Below are 23,652 nucleotides of genomic sequence, written 5' to 3' on the forward strand. Positions count from 1 at the left end.
TTCATGTGACACGCGACGATCAGTCACGGAACGGCCCGGAGTACACCCCTAAGTTCCTCCCTGAAAGGCGATTGTGTCGGGGACGGCCTGTGCGTTGCAGGCCTGAAACGCAGACTGAAAAAGGGAGCACGGGAACTATGCCAAACGGCACCGTGAAGTGGTTCAACACCACGAAAGGCTACGGCTTTATCGCGCCTGATGAAGGCGGCAAAGATGTTTTTGTTCATATTTCGGCAGTCGAACGCTCGGGTTTGACGGGTCTGGCAGACAATCAGAAAGTCAGCTTCGACATCGAAGAAGGCCGTGACGGCCGCAGCATGGCAGCAAACATCCAGGCACTGTGATAAACGCTCGGCCCGGGTATACCGGGCCGTCCGACCTTCGCCCTTAGGCCTCCTGCAAACGCCGTGCCTCCGTGCCGGCAAGATCAACAAGTCTGTTCATGTAGGGCTTGTCCAAGTCTTCTGTGCGTGTTGCGGCATAAAGACGTCTGGTTATGCCCTCCTCGGTCAACGGCCGTGTCACGTAATCAGAACTGTATTTCACCTCACGAACCACCCAGTCCGGCAGCACAGACACCCCCCTGTTCGACGCCACGAGCAGCAGGATCACGGCCGTCAGCTCAACCTGGCGGATGGCTGCAGGCTCGACCTTGGCAGGGCTGAGCAACTGGCTGAAGATATCCAGCCGAGAGCGTTCGACCGGATAGGTGATCAGCGTTTGACCCCGGAAATCTTCGGCTTCGACGAAAGGCTTGGACGCCAGCGGGTGATTGGCCGCCGCGACAAAAACGGGGCTGTAATCAAACAGCGGCGTAAACGTTACGCCCGCTATGTCCTCTGGATCGGATGAAATCACCACATCCACCTCTTCCTTGAGCAAGGCAGGCAACGCATCAAAGGCGAGGCCCGGCCTGATGTCGACATCCACATCCGGCCAGTCTTTGCGAAAGCTCTCGAGCACCGGAAAAAGCCATTCGAAACAGGCGTGGCATTCAATGGCGATATGAAGCCGCCCGGATTTCCCGCTGCGCAGTCCGGCAAATTCCTCTTGCAGCGCTTCGATCTGTGGCAGCACCTGTTCGGCCAACCGCAGAAGGCGTTTTCCAGCAGCAGACAGCCGCATCGGTTTGGACCGGCGCACAAACAGCTCGACCCCGGCCTGATCCTCCAACCCCTTGATCTGATGGCTCAGGGCAGATTGCGTGATGTTCAGCTGCTCTGCTGCACGGGCAACGCCGCCAGCTTCATGAATGGCTCGGATGGTGCGCAGGTGGCGAAACTCGATATGCATATGCGGCTCATGTTAACTATGAGATTTATGAAATTGTCTCACAATGCTGCGCGTGCAACAAGGGCCTAACGAGAAAGGACCCCGTTTATGCAGCCTGAAATATCCTTCGAATTCTTTCCGCCTCGCAATGTCGAGGGCACATTCCGGCTGTGGGACACGGTACAGGTGCTTGCTCCGTTATCACCGCGCTTTGTTTCGGTGACCTACGGCGCAGGCGGCACAACCCGCGATCTGACGCGGGATGTTGTGGCAACGCTTCACAAACACTCCGGCCTTCGCACCGCAGCGCACCTAACCTGTGTTGAGGCAACCAAGGCCGAGACATTGGAAATCGCGCGCGGTTTTGCCGAGGCCGGTGTTCAGGATATCGTCGCGCTGCGCGGCGATCCTCCGAAGGGGGCACAAAGCTTTGAGCCATTTCCGGACGGGTTCGGCAGTTCTGTCGAGTTGATCGAGGCCTTGCGCGACACCGGCGACTTTTCGATCCGAGTTGGCGCCTATCCTGACACACACCCCGAAGCCGCCAATGCTCAGGCTGACATCGAATGGCTCAAGCGCAAGCTGGATGCAGGCGCTGACGAAGCCCTGACCCAATTCTTTTTTGAAGCGGACAGCTTTTTCCGCTTTCGCGACGCGTGCCAGAAGGCCGGGATCGACAAACCGATTGTCCCCGGCATTTTGCCCATCGAGAACTGGGATGGCGCCCGACGGTTCGCGCAGCGCTGCGGCACCCACATTCCCGCGTGGGTCGAAGACGCCTTTGTAACGGCCAAACGCGATGGCCGCGAAGATCTGCTGGCCACAGCGATCTGTACCGAATTGTGCAGCGACTTGTTGGAAGGCGGTGTAGACAAGCTGCACTTCTATACGCTGAACCGTCCAGAGCTGACACGAGACGTTTGTTTCGCGCTTGGCGTGGCACCTGAGGTCAAACTGGAAAACGTCGCCTGACGGTGATCACGCAGGATCTTGTGGCGCAGCGCGCGGTTGCCCACCGATGCCTTCCGTCACTTCACGCGCGGCTGCAGCCACGTACCGGCCCAACTCAGGCAGCTGATCGTCGGGCAATCGGGCCGATGGGCCTGAGATGGACAAACCGGCGACCGCTTCGCCGTGCATGTCAAAGATCGGCGCTGCCACGCAGCGCATCCCGAGGTTCTTTTCTTCGTTGTCCAAAGCATAGCCGCGCGACCGTGTCAGAGCCAAATCCGCAACCAGAGTGGCCGGGTTCGCCAGTGTGAAGCGGGTGAACCGTTCCAATCCATGTGCCGAAACGACATTTTGCACCTGCTCATCCGTCATCTGAGCCAGCAACGCCTTGCCAATGCCAGAGCTGTGCATCGGAGATAATGTGCCCGGCGGAAAGAACGCGCGGATATTCGCATGGCTTTCAACCTGAGACATGAACAAAACCTGCCCGTCTCGGGCGATGCCCAAATTGGCGGTCTCGCCCGTTTGCTCCATCAAACTGCGCAGCGCCGGTCGGGCGCGTTCAACCAGCGACGTCCGACGCAGAAAATGTGATCCGATCTGAAAGGCCCCTGCCCCGATCTCCCACAATTGTGGCCCGGGGTCGAAATCAACGATGCCGCGCGCCTCAAGCGTAACAAGCACACGATAGACTGACGAGGCCGGCTGGCCGCAGGCTTCGGCCAGATCAGAAAGGGTCGAGCCCCCCCGTCTACCCAGCGTTTCCAAGACCTCCATCGCACGATCCAGCGATTTGATCCGGTTCTGTTCGAGATTGTCCGCCCAGCCACGCGGCCGCCCGCGTGCCCGCGTGGCGGTATTCTTGTTGGATTCTTCGGCCATCAGATTCGCCTTTCGAAAAACTCTTTCACAGAGTGGAAAATTCAAGCCACTGAATCAATTCATTTTTTCCAGCCCACTACGTTTTTGAAAAATGATTTCAGAAAAATAGACCTCAACGGGGGCGCTTTCTATAACCAATCCCGGAAGAGGAGATTTATCATGAACATGCAGAACCCGGTTTTCATTCCAGGCCCGACCAACATCCCAGAGTCGCTTCGCAAGGCCTGTGACATGCCAACAGTCGATCACCGTTCGCCGGTATTCGGACCGATCCTGCATGGCGCGTTGGATGGTGTTCGCAAGGTGCTGCGCCAGACCAAAGGCGAGACGTTTATCTTTCCTGCGTCAGGCACGGGTGGCTGGGAAGCAGCGCTGACCAACACTCTGAACCCCGGCGATACCGTTCTTGCGGCGCGCAACGGAATGTTTAGCCACAAATGGATCGACATGTGCCAGCGCTTTGGCCTGACCGTTCAGCAGATTGACGTGGCTTGGGGCGAAGGTCTGCCGGTCGATCAGTTTGAACAGATCCTGCGCGATGACACCAACGGAACCATCAAGGCCGTTCTGGCGACGCACAACGAAACCGCGACCGGCGTTGTATCGGACGTGCCCGGCCTGCGCAAAGCCATGGACCGCGCCGGACACTCGGCGCTGTTGCTGGTCGACGGTGTCAGTTCAATCGGCTCAATGCCCTTCGAATTTGACGAATGGGGGATCGATGTCGCTGTCACGGGCAGCCAGAAGGGCTTTATGCTGTCCGCCGGTCTTGCCATCGTCGGCTTTAGTGAAAAGGCAATCGCCGCCTCCAAAGCGGCCACCCTACCGCGCACCTTCTGGTCCATCGATGACATGCGCGCTGGCTATGCCGCCGATGCCTATCCTTACACGCCTTCTGTCGGCTTGATGAACGGCCTTCACGAGGCAACCCGCATGATCCTGGATGAGGGCCTCGATGCTGTATTCGCACGCCATGCCCGAATTGCCGATGGTGTCAGAGCGGCAGTTTCGGCCTGGGGCTTTTCGCCCTGTGCCAAGCGCCCCGAGCTCTATTCGAACAGCGTGACCGCAATCTGCACGCCGGACGGTTTCGACGCGAGCCTGATCCCGGTGCATGCGGCCAAGCATTACAACATGGCCTTTGGCGGCGGCCTCGGCGATGTGGCCGGAAAAGTATTCCGCATCGGGCATCTGGGGCTTTTGACCGACGCCATGGCCCTATCTGGCATTGCCACCGCTGAAATGGTCATGACGGATCTTGGGCTGGAAATCAGCCTCGGCTCAGGCGTGGCCGCAGCCCAGAACGTTTATCGGCACGGCGGCCAAGCACAAAGGATGGCAGCACAATGAAAGACGTGACAACTCATATCCCGACCTATGAGGACATGCTGGCGGCGCATGAACGGATCAAACCGTACATCCACCGCACCCCGGTTCTGACCTCGTCGTTTCTGAACGAGCTGACGGGCGCAGAACTGTTCTTCAAATGCGAGAATTTTCAAAAGGCCGGTGCTTTCAAGGTCCGTGGTGCATCGAACGCGGTCTTTGGCCTGCCTGACGCGCTGGCGCAACGCGGTGTTGCCACCCACAGCTCGGGCAACCATGCCCTTTCGCTCAGCTATGCTGCCGGTCGTCGCGGGATTCCATGCAATGTGGTCATGCCCCGCACGGCCCCGCAGGCCAAAAAGGATGCGGTGCGCGGATACGGTGGCATCATTACGGAATGCGAGCCGTCAACAACCAGCCGCGAGGCCGTGTTTGCCGAGGTTCAGGAACGAACAGGCGCTGAATTTGTGCACCCCTATAACGATCCACGGGTCATTGCAGGTCAGGGCACCTGTTCAAAAGAACTCATGGAACAGGCAGACGGACTGGATGCGGTCATCGCACCCATCGGCGGCGGCGGCATGGTGTCGGGGACCTGTTTGACACTGTCCACCCTTGCCCCCGAGGTCGAAATCTACGCCGCCGAGCCTGAACAGGCTGACGACGCTTATCGAAGCTTCAAAGCGGGCCATATCATTGCCGACGATGCGCCCGTTACGATTGCTGATGGTTTGAAAGTGCCACTTAAGGAAAACACCTGGCACTTTGTCAGCAACTACGTGACGGACATTCTGACCGCGTCAGAAGACGAAATCATCGATGCAATGAAACTGACGTGGAAACGCATGAAAATCGTGATGGAGGCTTCATGTGCCCCACCGCTGGCGACCATCCTAAAGAACCCCGAAATCTTTCGCGGGAAACGGGTTGGCGTCATCATCACCGGCGGCAACGTCGATCTCGATGCCCTGCCTTGGATTGGGCGCGGCTGATTGAAGGTGGATTTGACCAAACCCCAAACCCGGGCATAATCCCAACGCGTTTTTTTGCCCACTGAGTTTCCTATCGGAAACGCCATGCTCTAATTAGAAACCTACGGATGCGCTGCATCCAACATCAAAAGACCATTCGGAGAGATGCAATGAAAGACACAACCAATCTGGACGAATTTGAAGTGGGCTATGACATTCCGGCACTGCCCGGCATGGACGAAGCCGATGTTCAGACACCGTGCCTCGTGCTGGATCTGGATGCACTTGAACGGAACGTGAAAAAGATGGGCGACTATGCCAAAGCCCACGGTATGCGCCACCGCGTACACGGCAAAATGCACAAGTCAGTCGATGTTGCAAAACTGCAGGTCGAATTGGGCGGCGCCTGCGGTGTCTGCTGTCAAAAGGTGTCCGAAGCCGAAGTATTTGCCCGTGGTGGCATCAAGGATGTTCTGGTGTCGAACCAGGTTCGCGAACCCGCCAAAATCGACAGGCTGGCGCGGATGCCAAAGCTGGGTGCGCGCACGATCTGCTGCGTGGATGACATTGAGAACATTGCGGATCTGTCTCAGGCCGCCCAACGCCATGGCACACAAATCGAATGTCTCGTCGAGATTGATTGCGGTGCGGGGCGCTGCGGCGTGACAACGACGCCCGCGGTTATCGAGATTGCCAAAGCCGTTGATGCCGCCGAAGGACTGAAGTTCGCAGGCATTCAGGCCTATCAGGGCGCGATGCAGCATATGGACAGCTATGAAGACCGCAAATCCAAGGTCGACGTCGCCATTGCCATGGTCCGTGACGCAGTGGACGGCTTGAAAGCCGAAGGACTGGACTGCGACATCGTTGGTGGCGGCGGAACAGGATCCTACTATTTCGAAAGCAATTCAGGTGTTTACAATGAATTGCAGTGTGGGTCTTACGCATTCATGGATGCCGACTATGGCCGCATTCTCGACAAGGATGGCAAACGCATTGACCAAGGCGAATGGGAAAACGCTTTGTTCATTCTGACATCCGTCATGAGCCACGCCAAAGCCGACAAGGCGATTGTCGATGCTGGCCTCAAGGCGCAATCGATCGATAGCGGTCTGCCGACCGTCTTTGGCCGCGATGATGTGGCCTACGTCAAATGCTCGGACGAACATGGCGTGGTCGCGGACGCAGATGCTGTGCTGAAGGTGAATGACAAGCTGCGCCTCGTGCCCGGTCACTGCGATCCAACCTGCAACGTGCACGATTGGTATGTCGGCCTGCGCAACGGCAAGGTTGAAAGCCTGTGGCCCGTCTCGGCACGCGGCAAGGCCTACTGACCCGATCTGGCTCCGCACTGCGGTGCGGGGCCGAACGCCGCCCTCAAGGCCGGCGCAATCCGCCAAACAACGCAATGCACTCAGGGGTTCTTGCCCCGGAAAAGGATAAGTTATGGCCGACGGAGCCCCCAAACTCGAAGCGAACCTGGTCACAATCGTACCAGAGGCCGAAATCGCCGGCCTGATGACGCCACAAGATGCCTATGACGCCGTCGAGGCAACTTTTGCAGCCATGAACAGCGGTGCGGCCTATAATTTCCCGGTGATCCGGGAGGCAATCGGTCACGCCGACGCGCTGTACGGTTTCAAATCCGGCTTTGATAAGGACGGGCTATCACTGGGGCTCAAGTCGGGCGGATATTGGCCCGGAAACGAAAACCGCGGACTGACCAATCATCAGTCCACCGTTGTCCTGTTCGATGCCGACACCGGCCGGGTCAAGGCGCTGGTCGGCGGCAATCTTCTAACAGCGCTCAGGACTGCTGCGGCGTCGGCTGTTTCCATCAATCACCTCGCCCGCAAGGACGCGAAAGTGCTTGGCATGATCGGCGCGGGCCATCAGTCCGCGTTTCAAATGCGCGCAGCAGCAACCCAACGCGATTTCGAAAAGGTCGTTGGCTGGAACTTCCACCCGGAAATGATTGGCCGTCTGGAAGAAACCGCCCGTGATCTGGGGCTCCCGTTCGAGCAGGTGTCGCTTGAGGAATTGGGAGCCCAATCTGATGTCATCATCTCGATCACTTCGTCACATCAGGCCGGGCTTATGGCAGATTGGGCAAAACCCGGCACACATATTGCCTGCATGGGTACGGACACCAAGGGCAAGCAAGAGGTCGACCCGGCCCTTTTGGCCAAGGCCACGGTCTTTACCGATGAAATTGCGCAAAGCATCACTATCGGCGAAGCGCAGCACGCCATTGCTTCGGGTTTGATCAATGAAACCGACATCACTGAGATTGGCGCAGTCATCAATGGTGCGCATCCCGGCAGGCAAAATGATCAGGAAATCACGCTCTTTGATGGTACCGGCGTGGGTCTTCAGGACCTTGCCGTTGCGTCAAAAGTGGTGGAGCTCGCCCTCGAACGCGGGGTTGCAACTCAGGTGAATTTCTAGGCTTTCTCCCACAGATTGATAGAAAGCAATCTTTTCACCTGCTAATGCTCGCCACGCTTGCGCCTCTAAATGCACACATTCTTCGTCCAGTGGTTGTTAACCAAGATTAACAATGGCTGGACGGAGAGTGAAAAAATGAGCGAACGGATCGTAGGTCTTTACATCTTCCTGCTGCGAACAGTCGGTGCATATGCCGCCGCGTTTTCAGTTCTGTTCTTTGCGACTCTGAACACACAGAACGCGTCAGGTATTGATCTGATCCTTCCGGTCCTTGGCAATTTGCTGGCGCTTGCCATTGCGATCGCGATTGCGATCCCGCCCATCAAGGCAGAGCGCCTCACCCCCAAAGCCCGGGAGGGCGAATTTTTCAGCCTGATTGTTCCCTTAGCCGCGCTGCCATTTCTCATGGTCTTGCCAAGCTGGACAGCCGTTGCCGGTCTCGGTCTCGGCACGGAACTCACGCGGAACATGGCGATCCTGTCGTCCGCTCCAACACTTCTTCTGGCCGGTCTGGCTTGGGTTATCGCCTTTGCGCTTCATATGCGCGCAAAGGCCAAGGCCGGCGTCTCAGGTCAGCCAGACACGACCGCGCTGGCTGCCGGATAACGCCGGCACCCCGGCCATCAGGCACCGCGTGGCGCCCGTTTGACCAACCCCAGCTTTTCGCGCACGGCCTGAGGCCCGACGACCTTGGCCCCCATGCCCTCAATCACGCCCACTGCACGCTCCACAAGTTGCGCATTGGTTGCCAGAACGCCTTTGTCCAGCCAAAGATTGTCTTCCAGGCCAACCCGCACGTTGCCCCCGGCCAAAATGGCCGCCGCAACATAGGCCATTTGATTGCGGCCCAGCGCAAAGGCCGAAAAGGTCCAATCGTCTGGCACATTGTTGACCATGGCCATGAAGGTATTCAGATCATCCGGTGCGCCCCAGGGCACCCCCATGCAAAGCTGCACAAGAGCGGGCCCTTCCAGAATGCCTTCGCGAACCAGTTCCTTGGCAAACCACAAATGACCGGTATCAAAAGCCTCGATCTCGGGCTTCACGCCCATCTCGGTCATCATTGCCCCCATGGCCCGCAACATGCCCGGCGTATTGGTCATGACATAGTCCGCCTCAGCGAAATTCATGGTTCCGCAATCCAGTGTGCAAATCTCCGGCAGACATTCCGCAATATGAGCAACCCGTTCTTCGGCGCCAATCATGTCAGTGCCTGCCTGTACCGGCAAAGGCTTAGAGGTCGGGCCAAAAACAATGTCGCCGCCCATGCCAGCCGTCAGGTTCAAAACCACGTCCACATCCGCATCACGAATGCGATCCGTGACCTCGCGATAATAGGCCAGATCCCGCGATGGCGTGCCACTCTCAGGGTCACGAACATGGCAGTGCACGACGGCAGCACCGGCCTTGGCAGCTGCGATCGCACTGTCGGCAATCTGCTTGGGGCTTCGTGGCACATGCGGGCTGCGATCCTGCGTGCCACCAGACCCTGTCACAGCACAGGTGATGAAAACCTCACGGTTCATGGTCAAAGGCATGACATTGGTCCTTCTTCTTTTTCAAAATACGCATTGATCGGGCAGCCAAAACAGACGCCGCAAGTTTCACCGCGCCAGTATGGGACGGTGGGCGGGGCGACGTGAGCCTGCTCACAAGCGCCGGACACCGTCAACGCCCCTTCCAGACAGGGTCGCGCTTTTCGGCAAAAGCCCGGGCGCCTTCCAGTTGATCCTCGGACCTGTAGAGCCGCTCCACAGTTTCAAACTGACTCTTGGTAATTCGGTTCAGCGCGTCCTGGAACTTCATATCTTCCGCTTCGCGCACCACTTCCTTGATCGCCGCAAAAACCAACGGCGGACCCGAGGCCAATTCATCTGCCAATTGCCGGGCCTGCGTCATCAGCTCATCCGCCGACAGCACCCGGTTGACCAGCCCCCAACGCGCCGCTTCCTGCGCGTCCAACCAGCGACCGGTCAACAGCATCTCCATGGCAATGTGATAGGGAATTCGTTTTGGCAGCTTGATACTTGCCGCGTCCGCAACGGTGCCCGAACGGATTTCGGGCAGTGCAAAACTGGCATGCTCTGCCGCCAGCAGAATGTCCCCGGACAGGGCCAATTCCAATCCGCCGCCGCAGCAAATTCCATTGATGGCCATGATCACGGGCTTGTTCAGTCCGCGCAACTCCTGCAATCCACCGAAACCGCCAACACCATAGTCCCCATCGACTGCGTCGCCCTCTGCCGCCGCTTTCAGATCCCAGCCCGGACAAAAGAACTTTTCACCAGCCCCGGTGACAATCGCCACACGCAGCTCCGGGTCATCCCGAAATTCGGTAAAGATCTCGCCCATGATCCGGCTTGTGGCCAGATCGATCGCGTTGGCCTTGCCTCGTGCCAAAGTCACCTCAAGCACGGCGCCGCGGCGTTCCGTCAGGATCGCATTCTCACTCATTTTCTTCCTCCAGTCGGATCAACGCGTCCACGGCCACGGCCTTGTCCGCAAAGCACAGCAACGGGTTGATCTCTATCTCCTGAACCGCGCCGGAACGGGTTAGCACATAGTCCTGCACACAAAGCACTGCATCAGCAATGGCGCCCGTATCAACAGCCTCCGCGCCACGATAGCCCCGCAGGATCGGGGCCATGCGCAAACGGTCCAACACCTCCAAAACATCCTGCCGCGAAACCGGCAGCAAACGGTGTTCAACATCTGACAGTATTTCCGTCAGAACCCCGCCTGCTCCAATGGTCAAAACGAAGCCATGCGCCGGATCACGTTGCACCCCGATCAGCAATTCAGCCAAGGCGCCGGGCATCATCTGCTCGAGCCAAAGGGTCTCAGACCCGATCTGATGGGCCGCCTCTGTGACCTCTGAGGGACTAGCCAGCCCCAGCCAAACACCGCCGTGGCCGGTTTTATGCGCCTGCCCCATGGCTTTCAACGCAACCGGAAACCCTATCTCCTGCGCGGCCTCTGCGGCCTCGCATACAGGAACAGCGCGCCCGATCGGACAAGGCAATCCATGTGCCGACAATGCGACCTTGGCTTCATCCTCAAACAGAACCCGCTCAGTGACACCGTTTTCCGGATTTTCAGGCATCAGAATGCGACCGCCCGGGGCGGACAGCACAGAGGCCGCAGCCGCGATGGCTTCGAGACTGTCGCCGATGCCGCACAGCGGAATCATGCCTGCTTCCATGATCTGCTCTGCGCGCGCCTCGGGCATCGTGTCGGGAATGCTGGACAGAATGGCCAAAGGTGTTTTCGATTGCCCCGCAGCACCTGCTGCAGCGCGCAACGCGACATCCCAATCCGAGGTTTCACACCGATCCGGACGCGGAAAATCGAGCACGAGCAATCCGATACCCAGATCGTCCCGGTCCAGCATCGCCTTGTAGCACGCCTGCATCGCGCCTTCGTCTGCCCAGATATACGTGTGGTAATCCAACGGGTTGGCCAAAGCGACCTTTGGGCCCAGCGCCTTGGACAGCCCCTTGTGCTGCCGGTCAGTCAAGGCCGGAAACTGTACATCCGTGCCCAGCGCGCTGTCGGCAATCAAACTGGCCTCACCCCCTGAGCAGGACATCGAGACCGCTTTGCTGCTGCGCAAAGGGCCCGTGCAATGCAAAATCTTCAAGGTCTCCAGAAAACCACCAAGAGAGCGGGCGCGCGCGATCCCCAACCGATCCAGAAAGGCCTGTGCGCCCGCATCCGATCCCGCCAGAGACGCCGTATGTGAAATCGCGGCGGCGCTGGCCTGCTCGGATGCCCCAAGCTTCATGGCTACAATGGGTTTACCCAAAACATGCGCCTTGTTCGCAAGCGCTTCAAAGGCGCGAATATCGCTGAACCCCTCAACGTAGAGGCCCAAAGCCGTGATCCTCGGATCATCCAGCAGCGCCATTCCAAGCGCAGCCAGATCCACCTGCGCCTGATTGCCGACTGTTCCCAAAAAGCCAATCGGCAGCCCGCGCCGCTGCATCGTCAGATTAAGCGCGACATTAGAGCTTTGCGCGAGGATGCCCACGCCCCGCTCCACGGGTTGCAGACCATGGATATCCGGCCAGAGCGATGCGCTGTCCAACGCATTGATGAACCCATAGCAATTGGGGCCAAGGATTGGCATGTCCCCGGCGGCTTTCAAAAGCGCTTGTTGAAGGTCCGCGCCATCAGCCAGCTCTCCGGCTGCCTCACGAAACCCTGACGCGAAGCAGACCGCCCCGCCCGCACCACGGCTGGACAATTGTTCAACAACGCCAACTGTTGCTTCACGGTTGACCCCGATAAAACAAGCGTCCGGTGCCTCGGGCAGATCGTCAAGCGAAGGAAAGGCGGACAAGCCGCCAACAGTTGGCCGTTTTGGGTGAACCGGCCAGATTGGCCCGTCGAAGCCAAATGCAGTGCATTGCTCGATCACATTGCGGCACCATGCGCCGCCGCCCACCACGGCGATTGAACGCGGTTGCAGCAGCCGTTCGAACCGCGTCATGTCAGGCGCCCAGCGGCCGGAACAAATCGCGGCTGATAATATGACGCTGAATTTCCGACGTTCCGTCCCAGATGCGTTCAACGCGCGCGTCCCGCCAGAACCGTTCGATCGGGAAATCATCCATGAGCCCCATACCCCCAAAAATCTGAAGGCTGGTGTCGGTGACCCGTGCAAGCATTTCCGATGCATAGAGTTTGGCGCTGGCAATCTCGCGGTTCGCAGGCAGGTTCTGATCCAATCGCCATGCACCGTTCAGCGTCAGAAGATCTGCGGCATCGATTTCTGTGATCATGTCTGCAATCTGGAAGGAAACCCCCTGAAACTTGGCAATCTGCTGGCCAAACTGCCGGCGTTCCGCCGCATATTCCAACGCCAGATCGAAGCAACGCCGTGCCCGCCCAACGCAGAACGCCGCGACGGTCAATCGGGTCGCGTAAAGCCATGTGTTCATGACCTCAAAACCGCCATCAACCTCGCCCAAAACCTGTGCATCTGACAGTCGGCAGTCATCGAATTCGAGAATGCAATTCTTGTATCCCTTGTGGCTGACCGAATTGTAGCCGTCCCGCACAGTGAAACCGGGATGACCCCGATCCACGAGGAAACAGGTGATCCGCTTTTTGGGGCCTTTGGGTGTCTCATCCACGCCCGTGGCGACGAAAACGATAAAGAAATCCGCATGATCGGCGCCGGAAATGAAATGCTTGGTGCCGTTCACAACCCAATCACCGCCGTTTCTGGCGGCGGTACATGTCATTCCCCGCACATCCGAACCAGCCCCCGGCTCGGTCATGGCAAGCGCATCCATCCTTTCGCCCCGGACTGCGGGCAGCAGATAGCGATCCCGTTGATCGCCTTCGCAGGCCATCAGAATGTTCTGCGGACGACCAAAGAAATGCGTCAGCGCCATCGAACCGCGCCCCAGTTCACGCTCGACCAACGTGAAATCCAGATGGCTCAGACCTGCACCACCAACCTCTTCGGGGAAATTACAGGCCCAGAACCCCATTTCCTGCACTTTGGATTTGAGATGTTCGGCAAGCTCCTGAGGCACCTCGCCGGTGCGCTCTACCTCGGCTTCATGCGGATAGATTTCAGTCTCGACGAAACGCCGAACCGTTGAGACGATCATCTCTTGTTCTTCGCTCAACCCAAAATGCATGACACCCTCCCCGCGTCCGTCTTTGCTGGATTGACTGAACGCATATGCGTCAGGCAAAGTCGTGCAGGATTGGAGATTTTAATGCAAATTTCGCAAAGCCCACCAAAAGAAATCGGCATCCTGCTGTTTCCGGACTTTTCGAACCACTGTCTGGCCAACACGGTTGAACCGCTGCGGGCCGCAAATTCGCTGGCGCGGCGCACGCTTTATCGCTGGCAGTTTCTTGGTCTGTCGAAATCAGAGGTGATCTCGTCCTCTGGACTGCCCGTCACACCGGAATGCGCGCTGTCGGATCATCCCGGTGGAGCCATGCTTTTGGTGATGCCCAGTTATGGCCACACCACGCATACGGCTTCACCTGTTTTGGCAGCCTTGCGGGCAGCGGAACGGCGTTTTGCCTGCCTCGCTGGTCTGGACACGGGCAGCTGGCTGCTGGCCGCGGCCGGGTTGCTGGACGGACATCCCGCAACAATCCACTGGGACGTTCTGGATCAGTTCGCCGAGGCCTTTCCCGATGTCGATGTTGTGCAGGACCGGTTCATTCTGGGAACAAAAAGGGCCAGTTGCGGTGGGGGTGTCACAGCGCTTGAAATGATGCTGGCGATGATCGCCAGGGATCATGGCGCCATGCTGGCACTCGAAGTGGGTGCCCTGTTCATGCATGGCGAACGCGCGCCGGGCGCAATGGCCGAGGCCGCCAGCCGCCCGGGCCAAATCGTGCAGGCAGCGGCAGCACTGATGCGTCGCAACATAGAAGAACCGCTAAGCCTTCCCAACGTCGCACAAACACTGGGGTTGAGCCAAAGAACCCTTGAGGCCTATTTCAAACGCGAAACCGGCCAAAGCCCGGCGGCGGTCTATCGCGCGCTGCGGCTTGCCGAAGCGCGGCGCCTGACGGAACAAACACGTCTGAGCGTCTCAGAAATCGCGACCCGCTGCGGCTATGACAACGCCAGCGCGATGACACGGGCGTTTCGTCTGCACCATGGAACAACACCACGAGAGATGCGGGCCTTTTGATCAGCTGTCGTGCGCTGCAAACCGGGGCGGTACCAGGCCTGCATGAAACCATTGCGCCAGTGTGACCATGGAAAAACACGGCAACCCGGTCGCCCGGGTGATGTCGCGTGCATAGGGGCCCATGTTCGTGCATTCCAAAACGATGGCGCCCAGATCCGGATGCGCCTGTTTCATCGCCATGGCGGCGTCCACGTTGTCCTGACGGGCTTTGTTCACATCCATCTGAATTTCATTATCGAGAATGGCCCGCGTAAATTCGTGTCCGCCTTCTGTTGATCCGATGGGGGTGCCTTCGGGCACATGGGCCGCCGACAAATGTGCGACAGTCAGGGTCGAGGCCGAAATCGTCAGGATTCCGGCACGGCGCCCCGCAGGCAACATTCGGTTTACCAGATCAACCTGGCATAGGCTGGACGTCAAAACCGGAACCGGAACAGCCTCGGCAAGCGCGGTCTGGAACAGCGCCAGAAACCCACAATTCGTTGTGATCCCATCGGCACCATCAGCGACCAGCTGCTGCGCGGCGTCGATAAAGGCTGGCAGCATCCCCTCAGCCCCCCGCCGCACGATCAGATCAGGCGATGCATCCCGCACAATGCGATAGAGCACCGGAAACGGCCATGTGCCAGCATGCCCCATATCGCCCGGGATCCGGGGAAACCGCGCGTCCAGCATCAATATCCCAAGGCTTGCGCCGTAAATGGATTTGCCGCCGCTGGCGATGTCTTGGCTGTCCATGGCTGTTCCCTTTGCCCCGAAGGCTCACTTTGCATGTACCGATACAGCACCGCGCTTTGCACCCGTTTGCAAGCCAATTCACGCCATAGGACTGGACACTCGGTGCTTGCCAAAAGCTGATCTGCCCCGCACTCTCGCAGCGCAACACCGGGGAATGTCATGAAAGACTCAAACAAACTCAATGGCGCCGAAGCGATGGTGCGCATGCTCGAAGCGCAGGGTGTCACCCATGTTTTTGGCCTGTGCGGCGATACAACTTTGCCGTTTTATGACGCGCTCTACACGCTGGATCACAATATAACCCATGTCCTGACGCGGGACGAACGCTGCGCCGCTTACATGGCCGATGGATATGCGCGCGTGACCGGCCGTGTCGGCGTTTGTGAAGGGCCATCAGGCGGCGGCGCCACCTATATCCTGCCCGGTCTGATCGAAGCGAACGAAAGCTCATATCCGGTGCTAGCCATTACAACCGACATTTCTGTTGGCTCCTATGGGAAATACCCGCTGACCGAAGTCGATCAGGAAGCCTTGATGCGCCCTTTGACCAAATACAACACGGTCATCAAGCAATCTGCCCATATCCCGCGCATGGTGCGCGCGGCGTTTCGTGCCATGACAACCGCCCGTCCCGGCAGCGCGCATCTCGGTTTGCCCTACGACATTCAGTACGATGCTGTCGATCCAACGGACGTTTGGGGCGATACGACCCACGCAACATACCCGGCCCGCGCGACGGCCCCGGAAACCGGCGCAGCCGAAGCCGCGGTCGAAGCAATCCTGACAGCCAAACGGCCTTTGATTGTCTGTGGCGGCGGCGTGGTGATTGCCAAAGCCTGGGACGCGCTGGGCCAAATCGCGGAAAGTCTGGACATCGCCGTTGCCACCTCTGTCTCTGGCAAGGGATCCCTGTCTGATGATCACCCGCTCTCGCTAGGCGTGGTAGGCTCGAACGGCGGCACGGATGAGACGTGGGAAATGATGACCGATGCCGATCTGGTCGTTTTCATGGGCTGCCGCGCCGGGTCGACCACCACAAAACGCTGGGAAGCACCCGCACCGGGCACGCGCATCGTGCATTTTGACAGTGATCCCATGGTGATCGGGGCCAACTATCAGACCGAAGTCGGCGTGGTCGGCGATCTGCGCCTTGCACTGGATCAGGTCAACGCTGTCTTGCAAAAGCGGTCTGATCTGCCGCGTTTTGGTGGGGCTGCTTCGGTGGCAGAAATCAAGAAACGCAAATTTGCGCGCTTTGCCGAACTGGCAGCCAGCGACCAAGCGCCCATGCGCCCCGAACGGCTGATCGACACGCTCAACCGGCTGCTGCCCGAACGATCCGTCGTCGTGTCAGACCCCGGCGCGTCTTGCCCTTACTACAACGCCTATGGTCACCTGCCAAAACCGGGGCGTCACTACATCACCAACCGCGCGCATGGAGCGTTGGGCTATGCGCTTGGGGCATCGCTTGGCGCTTGGTTCGGACGGCCAGAGGCCAAAGTGGTCGCGATGATGGGGGATGGATCCTTTGGGTTCACCTGCGGTGAACTGGAAACAGTGGTTCGCCACAAAGCCCCCATCACCTTTATCGTTCTGAACAATGCCAGCTATGGCTGGATCAAGGCCAGCCAGATGGCCGACAAGGACAAGCGGTATTTCCACGTTGATTTTTTGCGCACAGACAATGCAAAGGTCGCCGAAGGCTTTGGTCTAAAAGCATGGAGCGTATCCGAACCCGCAGATTTTGAGCCCGCGCTCGCTGCTGCGCTGGCCCATGACGGACCGACTTTGATCGATGTGCAGGTTCAGCCTTTGGAAGAGGCCGCTGCGCCCGTTATGCGATGGATGGGGTAGTCGGCGTATCGCTGGCGGCACACAATCTCGATTGACACAAACCATATGCAGCAGGACACTCTTGCCAGTCACAGTCCGTGGGAGAAGAACATGAACGCACCTCAGAGCATTGCCAACATTGACCATTGGCAGGAACGGGTCGATCTGGCCGCAGCCTTTCGCTGGACCGCGCGCTTGGGTTTTCATGAAGCCGTGGCAAACCACTTCAGTCTTTCGATCAATGACGATGGGACAGAATTCCTGATGAACCCGAACCTGATGCACTTTTCGCGCATCAAGGCATCAGACCTGATCGTCGTCGACGCGAACGACCCCGATACGCTGTCCAAACCCGGCGCGCCTGATCCGACGGCCTGGGGGTTGCATGGCGGTCTGCATCGCCTGTGCCCGCAGGCGCGATGCGCGATGCATGTGCATTCTGTTCATGCCACCGTGCTTGCCTGTCTCAAGGACAAGCGCCTGCCCCCCATTGATCAGAACTGCGCGATGTTCTTTGACCGGATCGCCATCGACAACAATTATGGCGGTCTGGCTTTTGAAGACGAAGGCGCGCGTTGTGCGGACTTGCTGAAAAACCCCAAACACAAGGTTCTGGTCATGGGCAATCACGGCGTCATGGTCATCGGCCAGACCGTCGCGGAAACCTTCAATCGTCTGTACTACTTTGAACGCGCTGCCGAGACCTATATCCGCGCGCTGCAAACCGGGATGGCGCTGGATGTTCTGTCCGATGAGATCGCCGAAAAAGTTGCCTCTGAGATCGAAGACTATCCCGTCGATCAAGAGGCCCGTCACCTCGAAGAACTGAAGGCCATTCTGGATACCGAAGGGTCAGACTACGCGCACTAAAACGATTTCCGACCCATCCAGATGTATCCAGTTCGGTAACTGGCAATGCTATTCGCCGGTTCAGTGACCGCCAATGCATGAGCCAATTTTCAGAGTTCAGCTCGTTTTCCTACGCTCATTCAAGGTGGCGAAATGTTGCGAAAACTGTTCAGATCCCTGATATGGCTGGTTGCCAGCTTTGCGGTTTTTGTTATCGCCGCGCGCATTGTTTTTCCCCTTCCAGACATCTCGGAACGTCGTCTTTCGACCGCGATTCCAGCCTCTCAAGAGACGGAGTTCGGGCGCGTGGCCCTCGAAGCTGCCGAAATCTATTCCGGTCTTTCGGGAGTAACGCCCATGCCTGGCGGAATCGATGCATTGGCCAGCCGCTTGAGCATGATCAACCAAGCCCAGCAAAGCATAGATGCGCAATATTACATCTGGCACGATGATCTATCGGGTATTGTTTTATTGGACGCATTGGACAAAGCGGCAGACAGAGGCGTGAAAATCCGTCTCTTGCTGGATGACAACGGTGTGCCTGGCCTTGATGGTTTCCTCGCTGCTTTGAATGCGCATCCCAATTTTGAAATCAGGCTATTCAACCCGTCAACAGTGCGTTCGCCGAAAGCGATGAGTTTCTTGTTTGACTTCTTTCGCATGAACCGCCGGATGCACAACAAATCACTCACGGTAGACGGAGCCGTGACAATTATTGGTGGCCGCAACATAGGCGATGAGTACTTTGAGGTGGGTGAGACCTTTTACAAGGATATGGATGTTCTAGCCGTTGGCCGGATCGCACAAGAGGTCGCATCTGTTTTTGATGCCTATTGGAACAGCCAATCTGTTTTTGAAGTCGAATCCATTATTCCCGGGCGAGGCGCGCGTGCAGAGTTTGATGTGCGCGTCAAAGCCGTCCTGTCAGGCAATGAAAGTGCGCTGGTTTTGGACGACGTGGCGTCCAGTGCGAACAAACTGGCTTCGCGCATAGAGCTATTGGAATGGACAAAAGTTACATTGGTTGCGGATGACCCGATCAAGGGTTTGGGTAAGGCAACCCGAGACGATCTCATGATATTTCGCCTCGATGCCATTATGGGCGATGTCGAAACCCGCCTTGACCTTGCCAGCGCCTATTTTGTGCCCGGGCGGCAAGGAACCAAATATTTTTCGGATCTCGCGATTCAGGGCAAAGATGTCAATATTCTCACCAATGCCATGAACACGACGGACGTGATGTTGGTTCATGCCGGATACACTAAATATCGGCGCGCTCTGCTGGATTCTGGTGTCGATTTGTTTGAGCTGAAACTGCGCGGCGAACTTGCACCCGGCTCTGACAATCAGCTCAATCCGCTTGGTTTGCGCGGCGCGTCTCTGCATGCAAAAACTTTTGCCATCGACAACGAAAAGGTCTTCATTGGCTCGTTCAATTTTGACCCTCGATCTGCAATTCTTAACTGTGAAATGGGATTTCTGATTGAAAGCCCTAAAATGGCACGGTCTTTCAGCCAAACATTCGACGGCCCCTTGGACTTGGTTACATATCAACCAAGGCTAAGCGCCGATGACCGGATGGTGTGGGCAGAACCCTCTGCTACAAGCGATCCGATGATTTGGCAGCAAGAGCCGGGAACCAGCCTTTTCAGGCAAATAGGTCTTGCCGTTCTCCAAGTGCTGCCGATCGAGTGGATGCTATAGCGGCAAACCTTACATGCCACTAAAGAGATCAGCCTCTCGCAGTATATGTCGGGGGCTGGCCCTTTCCTTTTGGGTCGGACGACACGTCGCAAACAGAACAGAATCTTCGGATTGAACCAGAACACCATGCCTCAAGCGGACAGGAGGACATGAACTGGCAAGTTCGGATCAGGACAAAGAGGCGGCCCGTTGGAACCACCATCCACAGGGTGCCGTGGCGCTGAACCCATTGTTTCAATGGCCGCCAAAGCCGGCAGCGGTACTGCGGTGGTATTCAGCCTATTGGCTGGCGATCTCCAGCACGACCTTCACAATCGCTCTGGCCTTTGTGGGTTATGCGGTTTTCCTGCCGCCGCTGACTGCGATGGCAGAATGGGCACCCGGATGGATGATCACGGTCTGGCTATTGAACCTGATCCCACATGTGGCAACCGCCGGTCTTTTGCACCTTTGGCTTTATCGCTGGCGCGGTCAGGGAACGGCCTATAAATTCGATCCGCGCGACCAAACCCGTGACAATGGCACCTTTACCTTTCGCAATCAGGTCCACGACAACATGTTCTGGACCATTGCCAGCGGAATCACCCAATGGACCATCGCGCAATGGATTGTGTTCTGGGCCATGGCAAACGGATACGCACCGGCCTTTGCCTTTCCGGACAATCCCTTGTGGTTTCTGGCGATGTTCCCGGTTCTCGTGATTTGGTCCAGCTTTCATTTCTATTGGGTCCACAGGGCCTTGCACTGGCCGCCGCTCTATAAGCTCGCCCACTCCCTGCATCACCGAAACGTCAATGTCGGCCCGTGGTCCGGCATCTCGATGCACCCGGTCGAACACCTGCTGTTCTACACCAACTTCCTGATTCATTTCGTACTGCCCACTCACCCGATGCACCTGTTGTTTCACGGGTATATGCAATCGATCCACCCGGTGTTTTCGCACTCGGGGTTTGAGCAGCTGTACGTGGCTGACAAGGAACGCGCGAAGATGGGCGATTTTTTCCACCAGCTCCACCACCGTTACTTCGAATGCAACTACGGCACGGTCGAGATGCCATGGGATCGATGGTTCGGATCATTTCATGACGGATCTGCACAGGCCACTCAAGAAACCCGCGCACGCAAGAAACAGATGTACACGGGGCGCTGATGCGGGGGAATATCAACCCGGCCGAAGTCCGGTTTCGACCAACAGACCTTTGCGCTTGGCCTCATAGTAGTACCCGCGCGCATACCACATAATTGCCGCATCCGGATCGCCATCCGCCACGATCCACGCGCCGCGCAGATATTTCAGCCCGTACTTTAGGTTCGTATCGGCATCCAGCAATTCGCCGGGGACACCGCGAAAACCCATCGTGCGCGCGGTCTGCGGAAGAATTTGCAGCAGGCCATAGTAGGGCCCGTTTCGCGCAGAGGGGCGGTGTGTGCTTTCGCGAATGGCAAGCCGGTGCACAAGACTGCGCGGCAATCCGTAATGGTCAGCCCAATGATTGATCTTGGCCCGCAACTGCGGCGTTTCATTTGGATGGAGCGGAATATCCATCTGCTCGGCCACAGATTTCTCCGGCTCCGCGCCGCTTTGCGCCGCCGCGCACCCCAACAAAAACGGGAAAAAGCAAAGGACAAAGATCGGACGTGTCAGCATTCAGAGCCTCCTGCCCGCAAAGAATAGCCCAGCGGCAAGAGAGGACACCAGCGCAGAACACGGCATCGGCCAATGCCCGCCGTCAGGCCTTGCGCATCACCAGAACCAGCGCCGTATCGGCGGCGTGTGCGTCGTCAATCTGGCCAGACCCATCATAGATCTGAACCTGTTCGGTTCGGCTTTCGGATAGGACACCCTGCACTTTCAATGCGTGCACCGCGGCCTCAAATCCACCCGCCACCCAATGCGCTGCATTCACCGACAAAGCCATCAGCCCGCCGCTGCAAACGGTACGGCACACTTCGGCCAAGGCTTCGGGTCCGACGTGGCCATGCGTGAAGGTGCCTGAACTGACTGCGCCCTGATACGCGCCGTCATCAACCGGCAAGCGATCCAGAAGATCACCAGTAAAAACAGCGCTATAGACCTGTTTTTCTTTCGCAACTCGCAGCATTTCAGCCGATAAATCCGTGCCATCAATCGGGCCAAGCCCCAGATGCACAAGTGCTTGACCCAGCAATCCAGTGCCGGCCCCGACATCCAGAACCGGACCACACCCGCCCGCCGCGGCAAAGACACGCGCGACTTGATCCGGCAGGCGGTACCCCATCTGTTCAGCAAAACCGCTGTCATAGGTTGTCGCCCAATCGGCATAGAGGCGTTTGTTGTCCTCTTGCCCCTGTAAACTGTAGGCCGCGTCCAATGATGGTTTGTCGCTCATAGCTTCAGGTTAGACCGGCAATCACCGACGCGCCAAGTCCGCACGCGCGCTTTTGCTTGCAAAACCGCCATTCAGCGGCCACCAAAGGGCATGACTGGCACGCTTCTTTCTCTTGGCCATGGGTATTCGGCCCGCGCACTTGCGGCACGCCTTGTCCCAAAGGGCTGGACCATTCTGGGCACAACCCGCGACCCGGCCAAAGCCGATGCCCTGCGCGCGGCGGGGGTTACTCCGGTTCTGTGGGATGTGCAGGCCCTGACCGACGCGCTGGAACAATGCAACCATCTGCTGTCTTCGGTGGCACCGGCAGAAGGCTCAGACCCGGTGCTGGACCTGATCGGACCCGAAGTGGCCGCCAAAGCCGGTTCCCTGAACTGGGCGGGATATTTGTCGACCACCGGTGTCTATGGCGATCACGCGGGCGGCTGGGTCACTGAAGACACGCCCCTGACCCCTTCCACAAAACGCGGGGTTGCACGGGTTGCCGCCGAGGCGCGTTGGCGCGCCGTGCCGGATTTGCCGCTCCATATTTTTCGTTTGGCCGGAATTTATGGCCCGGGCCGCGGCCCGTTCCAAAAGGTTCAAGCCGGAACCGCGCGCCGGATCATCAAGCCCGGACAGGTCTTTTCGCGCTGCCATGTCGAAGACATTGCGCAGGTTCTCGAAGCATCAATTCTCAGGCCAAACCCCGGTGCGGCCTATAACATCTGCGATGACGACCCGGCACCGCCGCAGGATGTTCTGGCCTATGCCGCCGATCTTCTGGGCGTGCCCAGACCACCCGAGGTGGCCTTCGATCAGGCCGAGATGTCGCCCATGGCCCGCAGCTTTTATGCTGAAAGCAAACGGGTTTCGAATGAACGGATCAAGACGGAATTGGGCGTTCGTCTTCTATATCCCGACTATCGCACAGGCCTGCAGGCGGTCATGGATGCCGAAGCCCGCTGATCAACAGGCCGTCCCGGCAACCGGCAGGCTCACCGCCCTGCTCGACAGCATTGTGCCTGACGATGGCCAAGAGATGCTGCCCCTTCAGCAGATCATCACCCGGATCGGAGAGCAGAGCTTTGCGCCGCTCATTCTGATACCCGCGCTGATCCTAGTCTCTCCGCTCTCTGCAATCCCCGGCTCACCGACTGTCGGCATGATCGTCATTGCAACCGTAACACTGCAGGCTCTGGTGGGCCGCCGCCACCTCTGGCTGCCCGGATTCATCACACGGCGCCAGATTGCAGCCAGCAGACTCAAAGCCGGTTTGAACTGGCTCGCGGGTCCGGCTGCCTTTGTCGACCGTCATTCGCGCAACCGGCTCAGGCTTCTGGTACAGCCGCCACTCGACAGGCTCGTACATGTGGCGATCCTGTGCACAGTCCTGCCATGGCCATTGCTCGAACCCTTTCCGATGCTGACATCATTTGGCGCGGGGGCAGTCTCGCTTCTGGCCATCGGTCTGGTTCTGCACGACGGGCTCTATGCAGTAATGGGCTTTTGCACCCTTGCGGGCCTGACAACCGGCGCCATGGCCCTGTGGCAAGGGTTCCTCTGATCCACAGGCAGTCCGAGCTTCTTCTTTTTTCAAATACCGCCGGGGGGTTCGGGGGGCAGCGCCCCCCGACCGGTCGGATCGCCCCAGCG

The 23,652-nt window shown here is 58.2% G+C and carries 23 protein-coding genes; 14 read left to right on the forward strand and 9 right to left on the reverse strand.

Translation table 11 applies throughout. From position 1 onward, the window contains the following. Window positions 1-137: 137 nt before the first annotated feature. A complete protein-coding gene (locus tag PFY00_RS18815) occupies window positions 138-344 on the forward strand; it encodes a cold-shock protein (RefSeq protein WP_271434147.1) in 207 nt (68 codons plus the stop codon). Window positions 345-387: 43 nt separating this feature from the next. Here PFY00_RS18815 and PFY00_RS18820 read toward each other — a convergent pair whose 3' ends face one another. Then, entirely contained in the window at window positions 388-1,293 is a 906-nt protein-coding gene (locus PFY00_RS18820; RefSeq protein WP_271434148.1) for a LysR family transcriptional regulator, read from the reverse strand. 87 nt (window positions 1,294-1,380) lie between these two features. On the opposite strand from PFY00_RS18820, the gene metF reads away from it, so the two are divergent. Continuing rightward, window positions 1,381-2,244 (forward strand): methylenetetrahydrofolate reductase [NAD(P)H], encoded by an 864-nt coding sequence (gene metF / locus PFY00_RS18825; protein WP_271434149.1) that lies wholly within the window; start codon window positions 1,381-1,383, stop codon window positions 2,242-2,244. A 6-nt stretch (window positions 2,245-2,250) separates the two neighbouring features. On the opposite strand, the gene bhcR is transcribed toward metF, so the two are convergent. Next, entirely contained in the window at window positions 2,251-3,105 is an 855-nt protein-coding gene (gene bhcR / locus PFY00_RS18830) for an HTH-type transcriptional regulator BhcR (RefSeq protein ID WP_271434150.1), read from the reverse strand. Window positions 3,106-3,264: 159 nt separating this feature from the next. Between bhcR and bhcA the strand changes: the two genes are divergently transcribed. From bhcA to PFY00_RS18855, 5 genes are all read left to right on the forward strand, one after another. Then, on the forward strand, window positions 3,265-4,455 hold the full coding sequence (bhcA, locus tag PFY00_RS18835) for an L-aspartate--glyoxylate aminotransferase BhcA (protein WP_271434151.1): 1,191 nt from the start codon (window positions 3,265-3,267) through the stop codon (window positions 4,453-4,455). Beyond that, the gene (bhcB, locus tag PFY00_RS18840) at window positions 4,452-5,423 is read left to right on the forward strand and encodes a beta-hydroxyaspartate dehydratase BhcB (protein WP_271434152.1); all 972 of its coding nucleotides are present in this window, start codon (window positions 4,452-4,454) and stop codon (window positions 5,421-5,423) included. The genes bhcA and bhcB overlap by 4 nt, the downstream gene beginning before the upstream one ends. Before the next feature lie 149 nt (window positions 5,424-5,572). Further along, window positions 5,573-6,736, forward strand: a complete 1,164-nt coding sequence (gene bhcC / locus PFY00_RS18845; RefSeq protein ID WP_271434153.1) for a 3-hydroxy-D-aspartate aldolase BhcC — start codon at window positions 5,573-5,575, stop codon at window positions 6,734-6,736. Window positions 6,737-6,848: 112 nt separating this feature from the next. Next, entirely contained in the window at window positions 6,849-7,850 is a 1,002-nt protein-coding gene (bhcD, locus tag PFY00_RS18850) for an iminosuccinate reductase BhcD (protein ID WP_271434154.1), read from the forward strand. Between the two features lie 135 nt (window positions 7,851-7,985). Beyond that, a complete protein-coding gene (locus PFY00_RS18855; protein WP_271434155.1) occupies window positions 7,986-8,456 on the forward strand; it encodes a hypothetical protein in 471 nt (156 codons plus the stop codon). 17 nt (window positions 8,457-8,473) lie between these two features. On the opposite strand, the gene PFY00_RS18860 is transcribed toward PFY00_RS18855, so the two are convergent. From PFY00_RS18860 to PFY00_RS18875, 4 genes are all read right to left on the reverse strand, one after another. Beyond that, window positions 8,474-9,388, reverse strand: coding sequence for a BKACE family enzyme (locus PFY00_RS18860; protein ID WP_271434156.1), 915 nt, complete (start codon window positions 9,386-9,388; stop codon window positions 8,474-8,476). A 130-nt stretch (window positions 9,389-9,518) separates the two neighbouring features. Continuing rightward, window positions 9,519-10,304 carry a carnitinyl-CoA dehydratase gene (locus tag PFY00_RS18865; protein ID WP_271434157.1) on the reverse strand — a complete coding sequence of 262 codons (786 nt, stop codon included), beginning with the start codon at window positions 10,302-10,304 and terminating at the stop codon, window positions 9,519-9,521. Continuing rightward, entirely contained in the window at window positions 10,297-12,342 is a 2,046-nt protein-coding gene (locus PFY00_RS18870; RefSeq protein WP_271434158.1) for an acetate--CoA ligase family protein, read from the reverse strand. The genes PFY00_RS18865 and PFY00_RS18870 overlap by 8 nt, the downstream gene beginning before the upstream one ends. A 1-nt stretch (window position 12,343) precedes the next feature. Further along, window positions 12,344-13,504, reverse strand: a complete 1,161-nt coding sequence (locus PFY00_RS18875) for an acyl-CoA dehydrogenase family protein (protein ID WP_271434159.1) — start codon at window positions 13,502-13,504, stop codon at window positions 12,344-12,346. Window positions 13,505-13,585: 81 nt separating this feature from the next. Here PFY00_RS18875 and PFY00_RS18880 point away from each other — a divergent pair, with 81 nt between their 5' ends. Beyond that, window positions 13,586-14,524, forward strand: a complete 939-nt coding sequence (locus PFY00_RS18880; RefSeq protein WP_271434160.1) for a GlxA family transcriptional regulator — start codon at window positions 13,586-13,588, stop codon at window positions 14,522-14,524. Here PFY00_RS18880 and PFY00_RS18885 read toward each other — a convergent pair whose 3' ends face one another. Beyond that, a complete protein-coding gene (locus tag PFY00_RS18885; protein ID WP_271434161.1) occupies window positions 14,525-15,262 on the reverse strand; it encodes an aspartate/glutamate racemase family protein in 738 nt (245 codons plus the stop codon). 159 nt (window positions 15,263-15,421) lie between these two features. Between PFY00_RS18885 and PFY00_RS18890 the strand changes: the two genes are divergently transcribed. From PFY00_RS18890 to PFY00_RS18905, 4 genes are all read left to right on the forward strand, one after another. After that, window positions 15,422-17,116, forward strand: a complete 1,695-nt coding sequence (locus PFY00_RS18890; protein WP_271434162.1) for a thiamine pyrophosphate-binding protein — start codon at window positions 15,422-15,424, stop codon at window positions 17,114-17,116. 90 nt (window positions 17,117-17,206) lie between these two features. Next, window positions 17,207-17,965 carry a class II aldolase and adducin N-terminal domain-containing protein gene (locus PFY00_RS18895; protein ID WP_271434163.1) on the forward strand — a complete coding sequence of 253 codons (759 nt, stop codon included), beginning with the start codon at window positions 17,207-17,209 and terminating at the stop codon, window positions 17,963-17,965. 132 nt (window positions 17,966-18,097) lie between these two features. Continuing rightward, window positions 18,098-19,648, forward strand: a complete 1,551-nt coding sequence (locus tag PFY00_RS18900) for a phospholipase D family protein (protein WP_271434164.1) — start codon at window positions 18,098-18,100, stop codon at window positions 19,646-19,648. 214 nt (window positions 19,649-19,862) lie between these two features. After that, a complete protein-coding gene (locus PFY00_RS18905; RefSeq protein WP_271434165.1) occupies window positions 19,863-20,798 on the forward strand; it encodes a sterol desaturase family protein in 936 nt (311 codons plus the stop codon). Between the two features lie 12 nt (window positions 20,799-20,810). Here PFY00_RS18905 and PFY00_RS18910 read toward each other — a convergent pair whose 3' ends face one another. Together PFY00_RS18910 and PFY00_RS18915 are read right to left on the reverse strand one after the other, a co-directional pair. Then, complete coding sequence (locus PFY00_RS18910) at window positions 20,811-21,296, reverse strand: lytic transglycosylase domain-containing protein (RefSeq protein ID WP_271434166.1); 486 nt, start codon at window positions 21,294-21,296, stop codon at window positions 20,811-20,813. An 82-nt stretch (window positions 21,297-21,378) separates the two neighbouring features. Next, a complete protein-coding gene (locus PFY00_RS18915; RefSeq protein ID WP_271434167.1) occupies window positions 21,379-22,017 on the reverse strand; it encodes a class I SAM-dependent DNA methyltransferase in 639 nt (212 codons plus the stop codon). Window positions 22,018-22,107: 90 nt separating this feature from the next. Here PFY00_RS18915 and PFY00_RS18920 point away from each other — a divergent pair, with 90 nt between their 5' ends. Both PFY00_RS18920 and PFY00_RS18925 read left to right on the forward strand, forming a co-directional pair. Further along, the gene (locus PFY00_RS18920) at window positions 22,108-22,965 is read left to right on the forward strand and encodes an SDR family oxidoreductase (RefSeq protein WP_271434168.1); all 858 of its coding nucleotides are present in this window, start codon (window positions 22,108-22,110) and stop codon (window positions 22,963-22,965) included. Further along, the gene (locus PFY00_RS18925) at window positions 22,949-23,563 is read left to right on the forward strand and encodes an exopolysaccharide biosynthesis protein (protein WP_271434169.1); all 615 of its coding nucleotides are present in this window, start codon (window positions 22,949-22,951) and stop codon (window positions 23,561-23,563) included. Before PFY00_RS18920 ends, PFY00_RS18925 begins: the two co-directional genes overlap by 17 nt. Window positions 23,564-23,652: the final 89 nt, after the last annotated feature.

The organism is Thalassococcus lentus, assembly GCF_028023555.1.
Classification (GTDB): Bacteria; Pseudomonadota; Alphaproteobacteria; order Rhodobacterales; family Rhodobacteraceae; genus Thalassococcus_A; species Thalassococcus_A lentus.

Coding starts and splice junctions, on each gene's coding strand:
- bhcB (WP_271434152.1), top strand. CDS start 4,452: ATGAAAGACGTGACAACTCATATCCCGACCTATGAGGACATGCTGGCG.
- PFY00_RS18865 (WP_271434157.1), bottom strand. CDS start 10,304: ATGAGTGAGAATGCGATCCTGACGGAACGCCGCGGCGCCGTGCTTGAG.
- PFY00_RS18920 (WP_271434168.1), top strand. CDS start 22,108: ATGACTGGCACGCTTCTTTCTCTTGGCCATGGGTATTCGGCCCGCGCA.
- PFY00_RS18925 (WP_271434169.1), top strand. CDS start 22,949: ATGCCGAAGCCCGCTGATCAACAGGCCGTCCCGGCAACCGGCAGGCTC.
- bhcC (WP_271434153.1), top strand. CDS start 5,573: ATGAAAGACACAACCAATCTGGACGAATTTGAAGTGGGCTATGACATT.
- bhcA (WP_271434151.1), top strand. CDS start 3,265: ATGAACATGCAGAACCCGGTTTTCATTCCAGGCCCGACCAACATCCCA.
- metF (WP_271434149.1), top strand. CDS start 1,381: ATGCAGCCTGAAATATCCTTCGAATTCTTTCCGCCTCGCAATGTCGAG.
- PFY00_RS18875 (WP_271434159.1), bottom strand. CDS start 13,504: ATGCATTTTGGGTTGAGCGAAGAACAAGAGATGATCGTCTCAACGGTT.
- bhcR (WP_271434150.1), bottom strand. CDS start 3,105: ATGGCCGAAGAATCCAACAAGAATACCGCCACGCGGGCACGCGGGCGG.
- PFY00_RS18915 (WP_271434167.1), bottom strand. CDS start 22,017: ATGAGCGACAAACCATCATTGGACGCGGCCTACAGTTTACAGGGGCAA.
- PFY00_RS18860 (WP_271434156.1), bottom strand. CDS start 9,388: ATGCCTTTGACCATGAACCGTGAGGTTTTCATCACCTGTGCTGTGACA.
- PFY00_RS18870 (WP_271434158.1), bottom strand. CDS start 12,342: ATGACGCGGTTCGAACGGCTGCTGCAACCGCGTTCAATCGCCGTGGTG.
- PFY00_RS18820 (WP_271434148.1), bottom strand. CDS start 1,293: ATGCATATCGAGTTTCGCCACCTGCGCACCATCCGAGCCATTCATGAA.
- PFY00_RS18900 (WP_271434164.1), top strand. CDS start 18,098: ATGTTGCGAAAACTGTTCAGATCCCTGATATGGCTGGTTGCCAGCTTT.
- PFY00_RS18885 (WP_271434161.1), bottom strand. CDS start 15,262: ATGGACAGCCAAGACATCGCCAGCGGCGGCAAATCCATTTACGGCGCA.
- PFY00_RS18895 (WP_271434163.1), top strand. CDS start 17,207: ATGAACGCACCTCAGAGCATTGCCAACATTGACCATTGGCAGGAACGG.
- PFY00_RS18910 (WP_271434166.1), bottom strand. CDS start 21,296: ATGCTGACACGTCCGATCTTTGTCCTTTGCTTTTTCCCGTTTTTGTTG.
- PFY00_RS18815 (WP_271434147.1), top strand. CDS start 138: ATGCCAAACGGCACCGTGAAGTGGTTCAACACCACGAAAGGCTACGGC.
- PFY00_RS18855 (WP_271434155.1), top strand. CDS start 7,986: ATGAGCGAACGGATCGTAGGTCTTTACATCTTCCTGCTGCGAACAGTC.
- bhcD (WP_271434154.1), top strand. CDS start 6,849: ATGGCCGACGGAGCCCCCAAACTCGAAGCGAACCTGGTCACAATCGTA.
- PFY00_RS18880 (WP_271434160.1), top strand. CDS start 13,586: ATGCAAATTTCGCAAAGCCCACCAAAAGAAATCGGCATCCTGCTGTTT.
- PFY00_RS18890 (WP_271434162.1), top strand. CDS start 15,422: ATGAAAGACTCAAACAAACTCAATGGCGCCGAAGCGATGGTGCGCATG.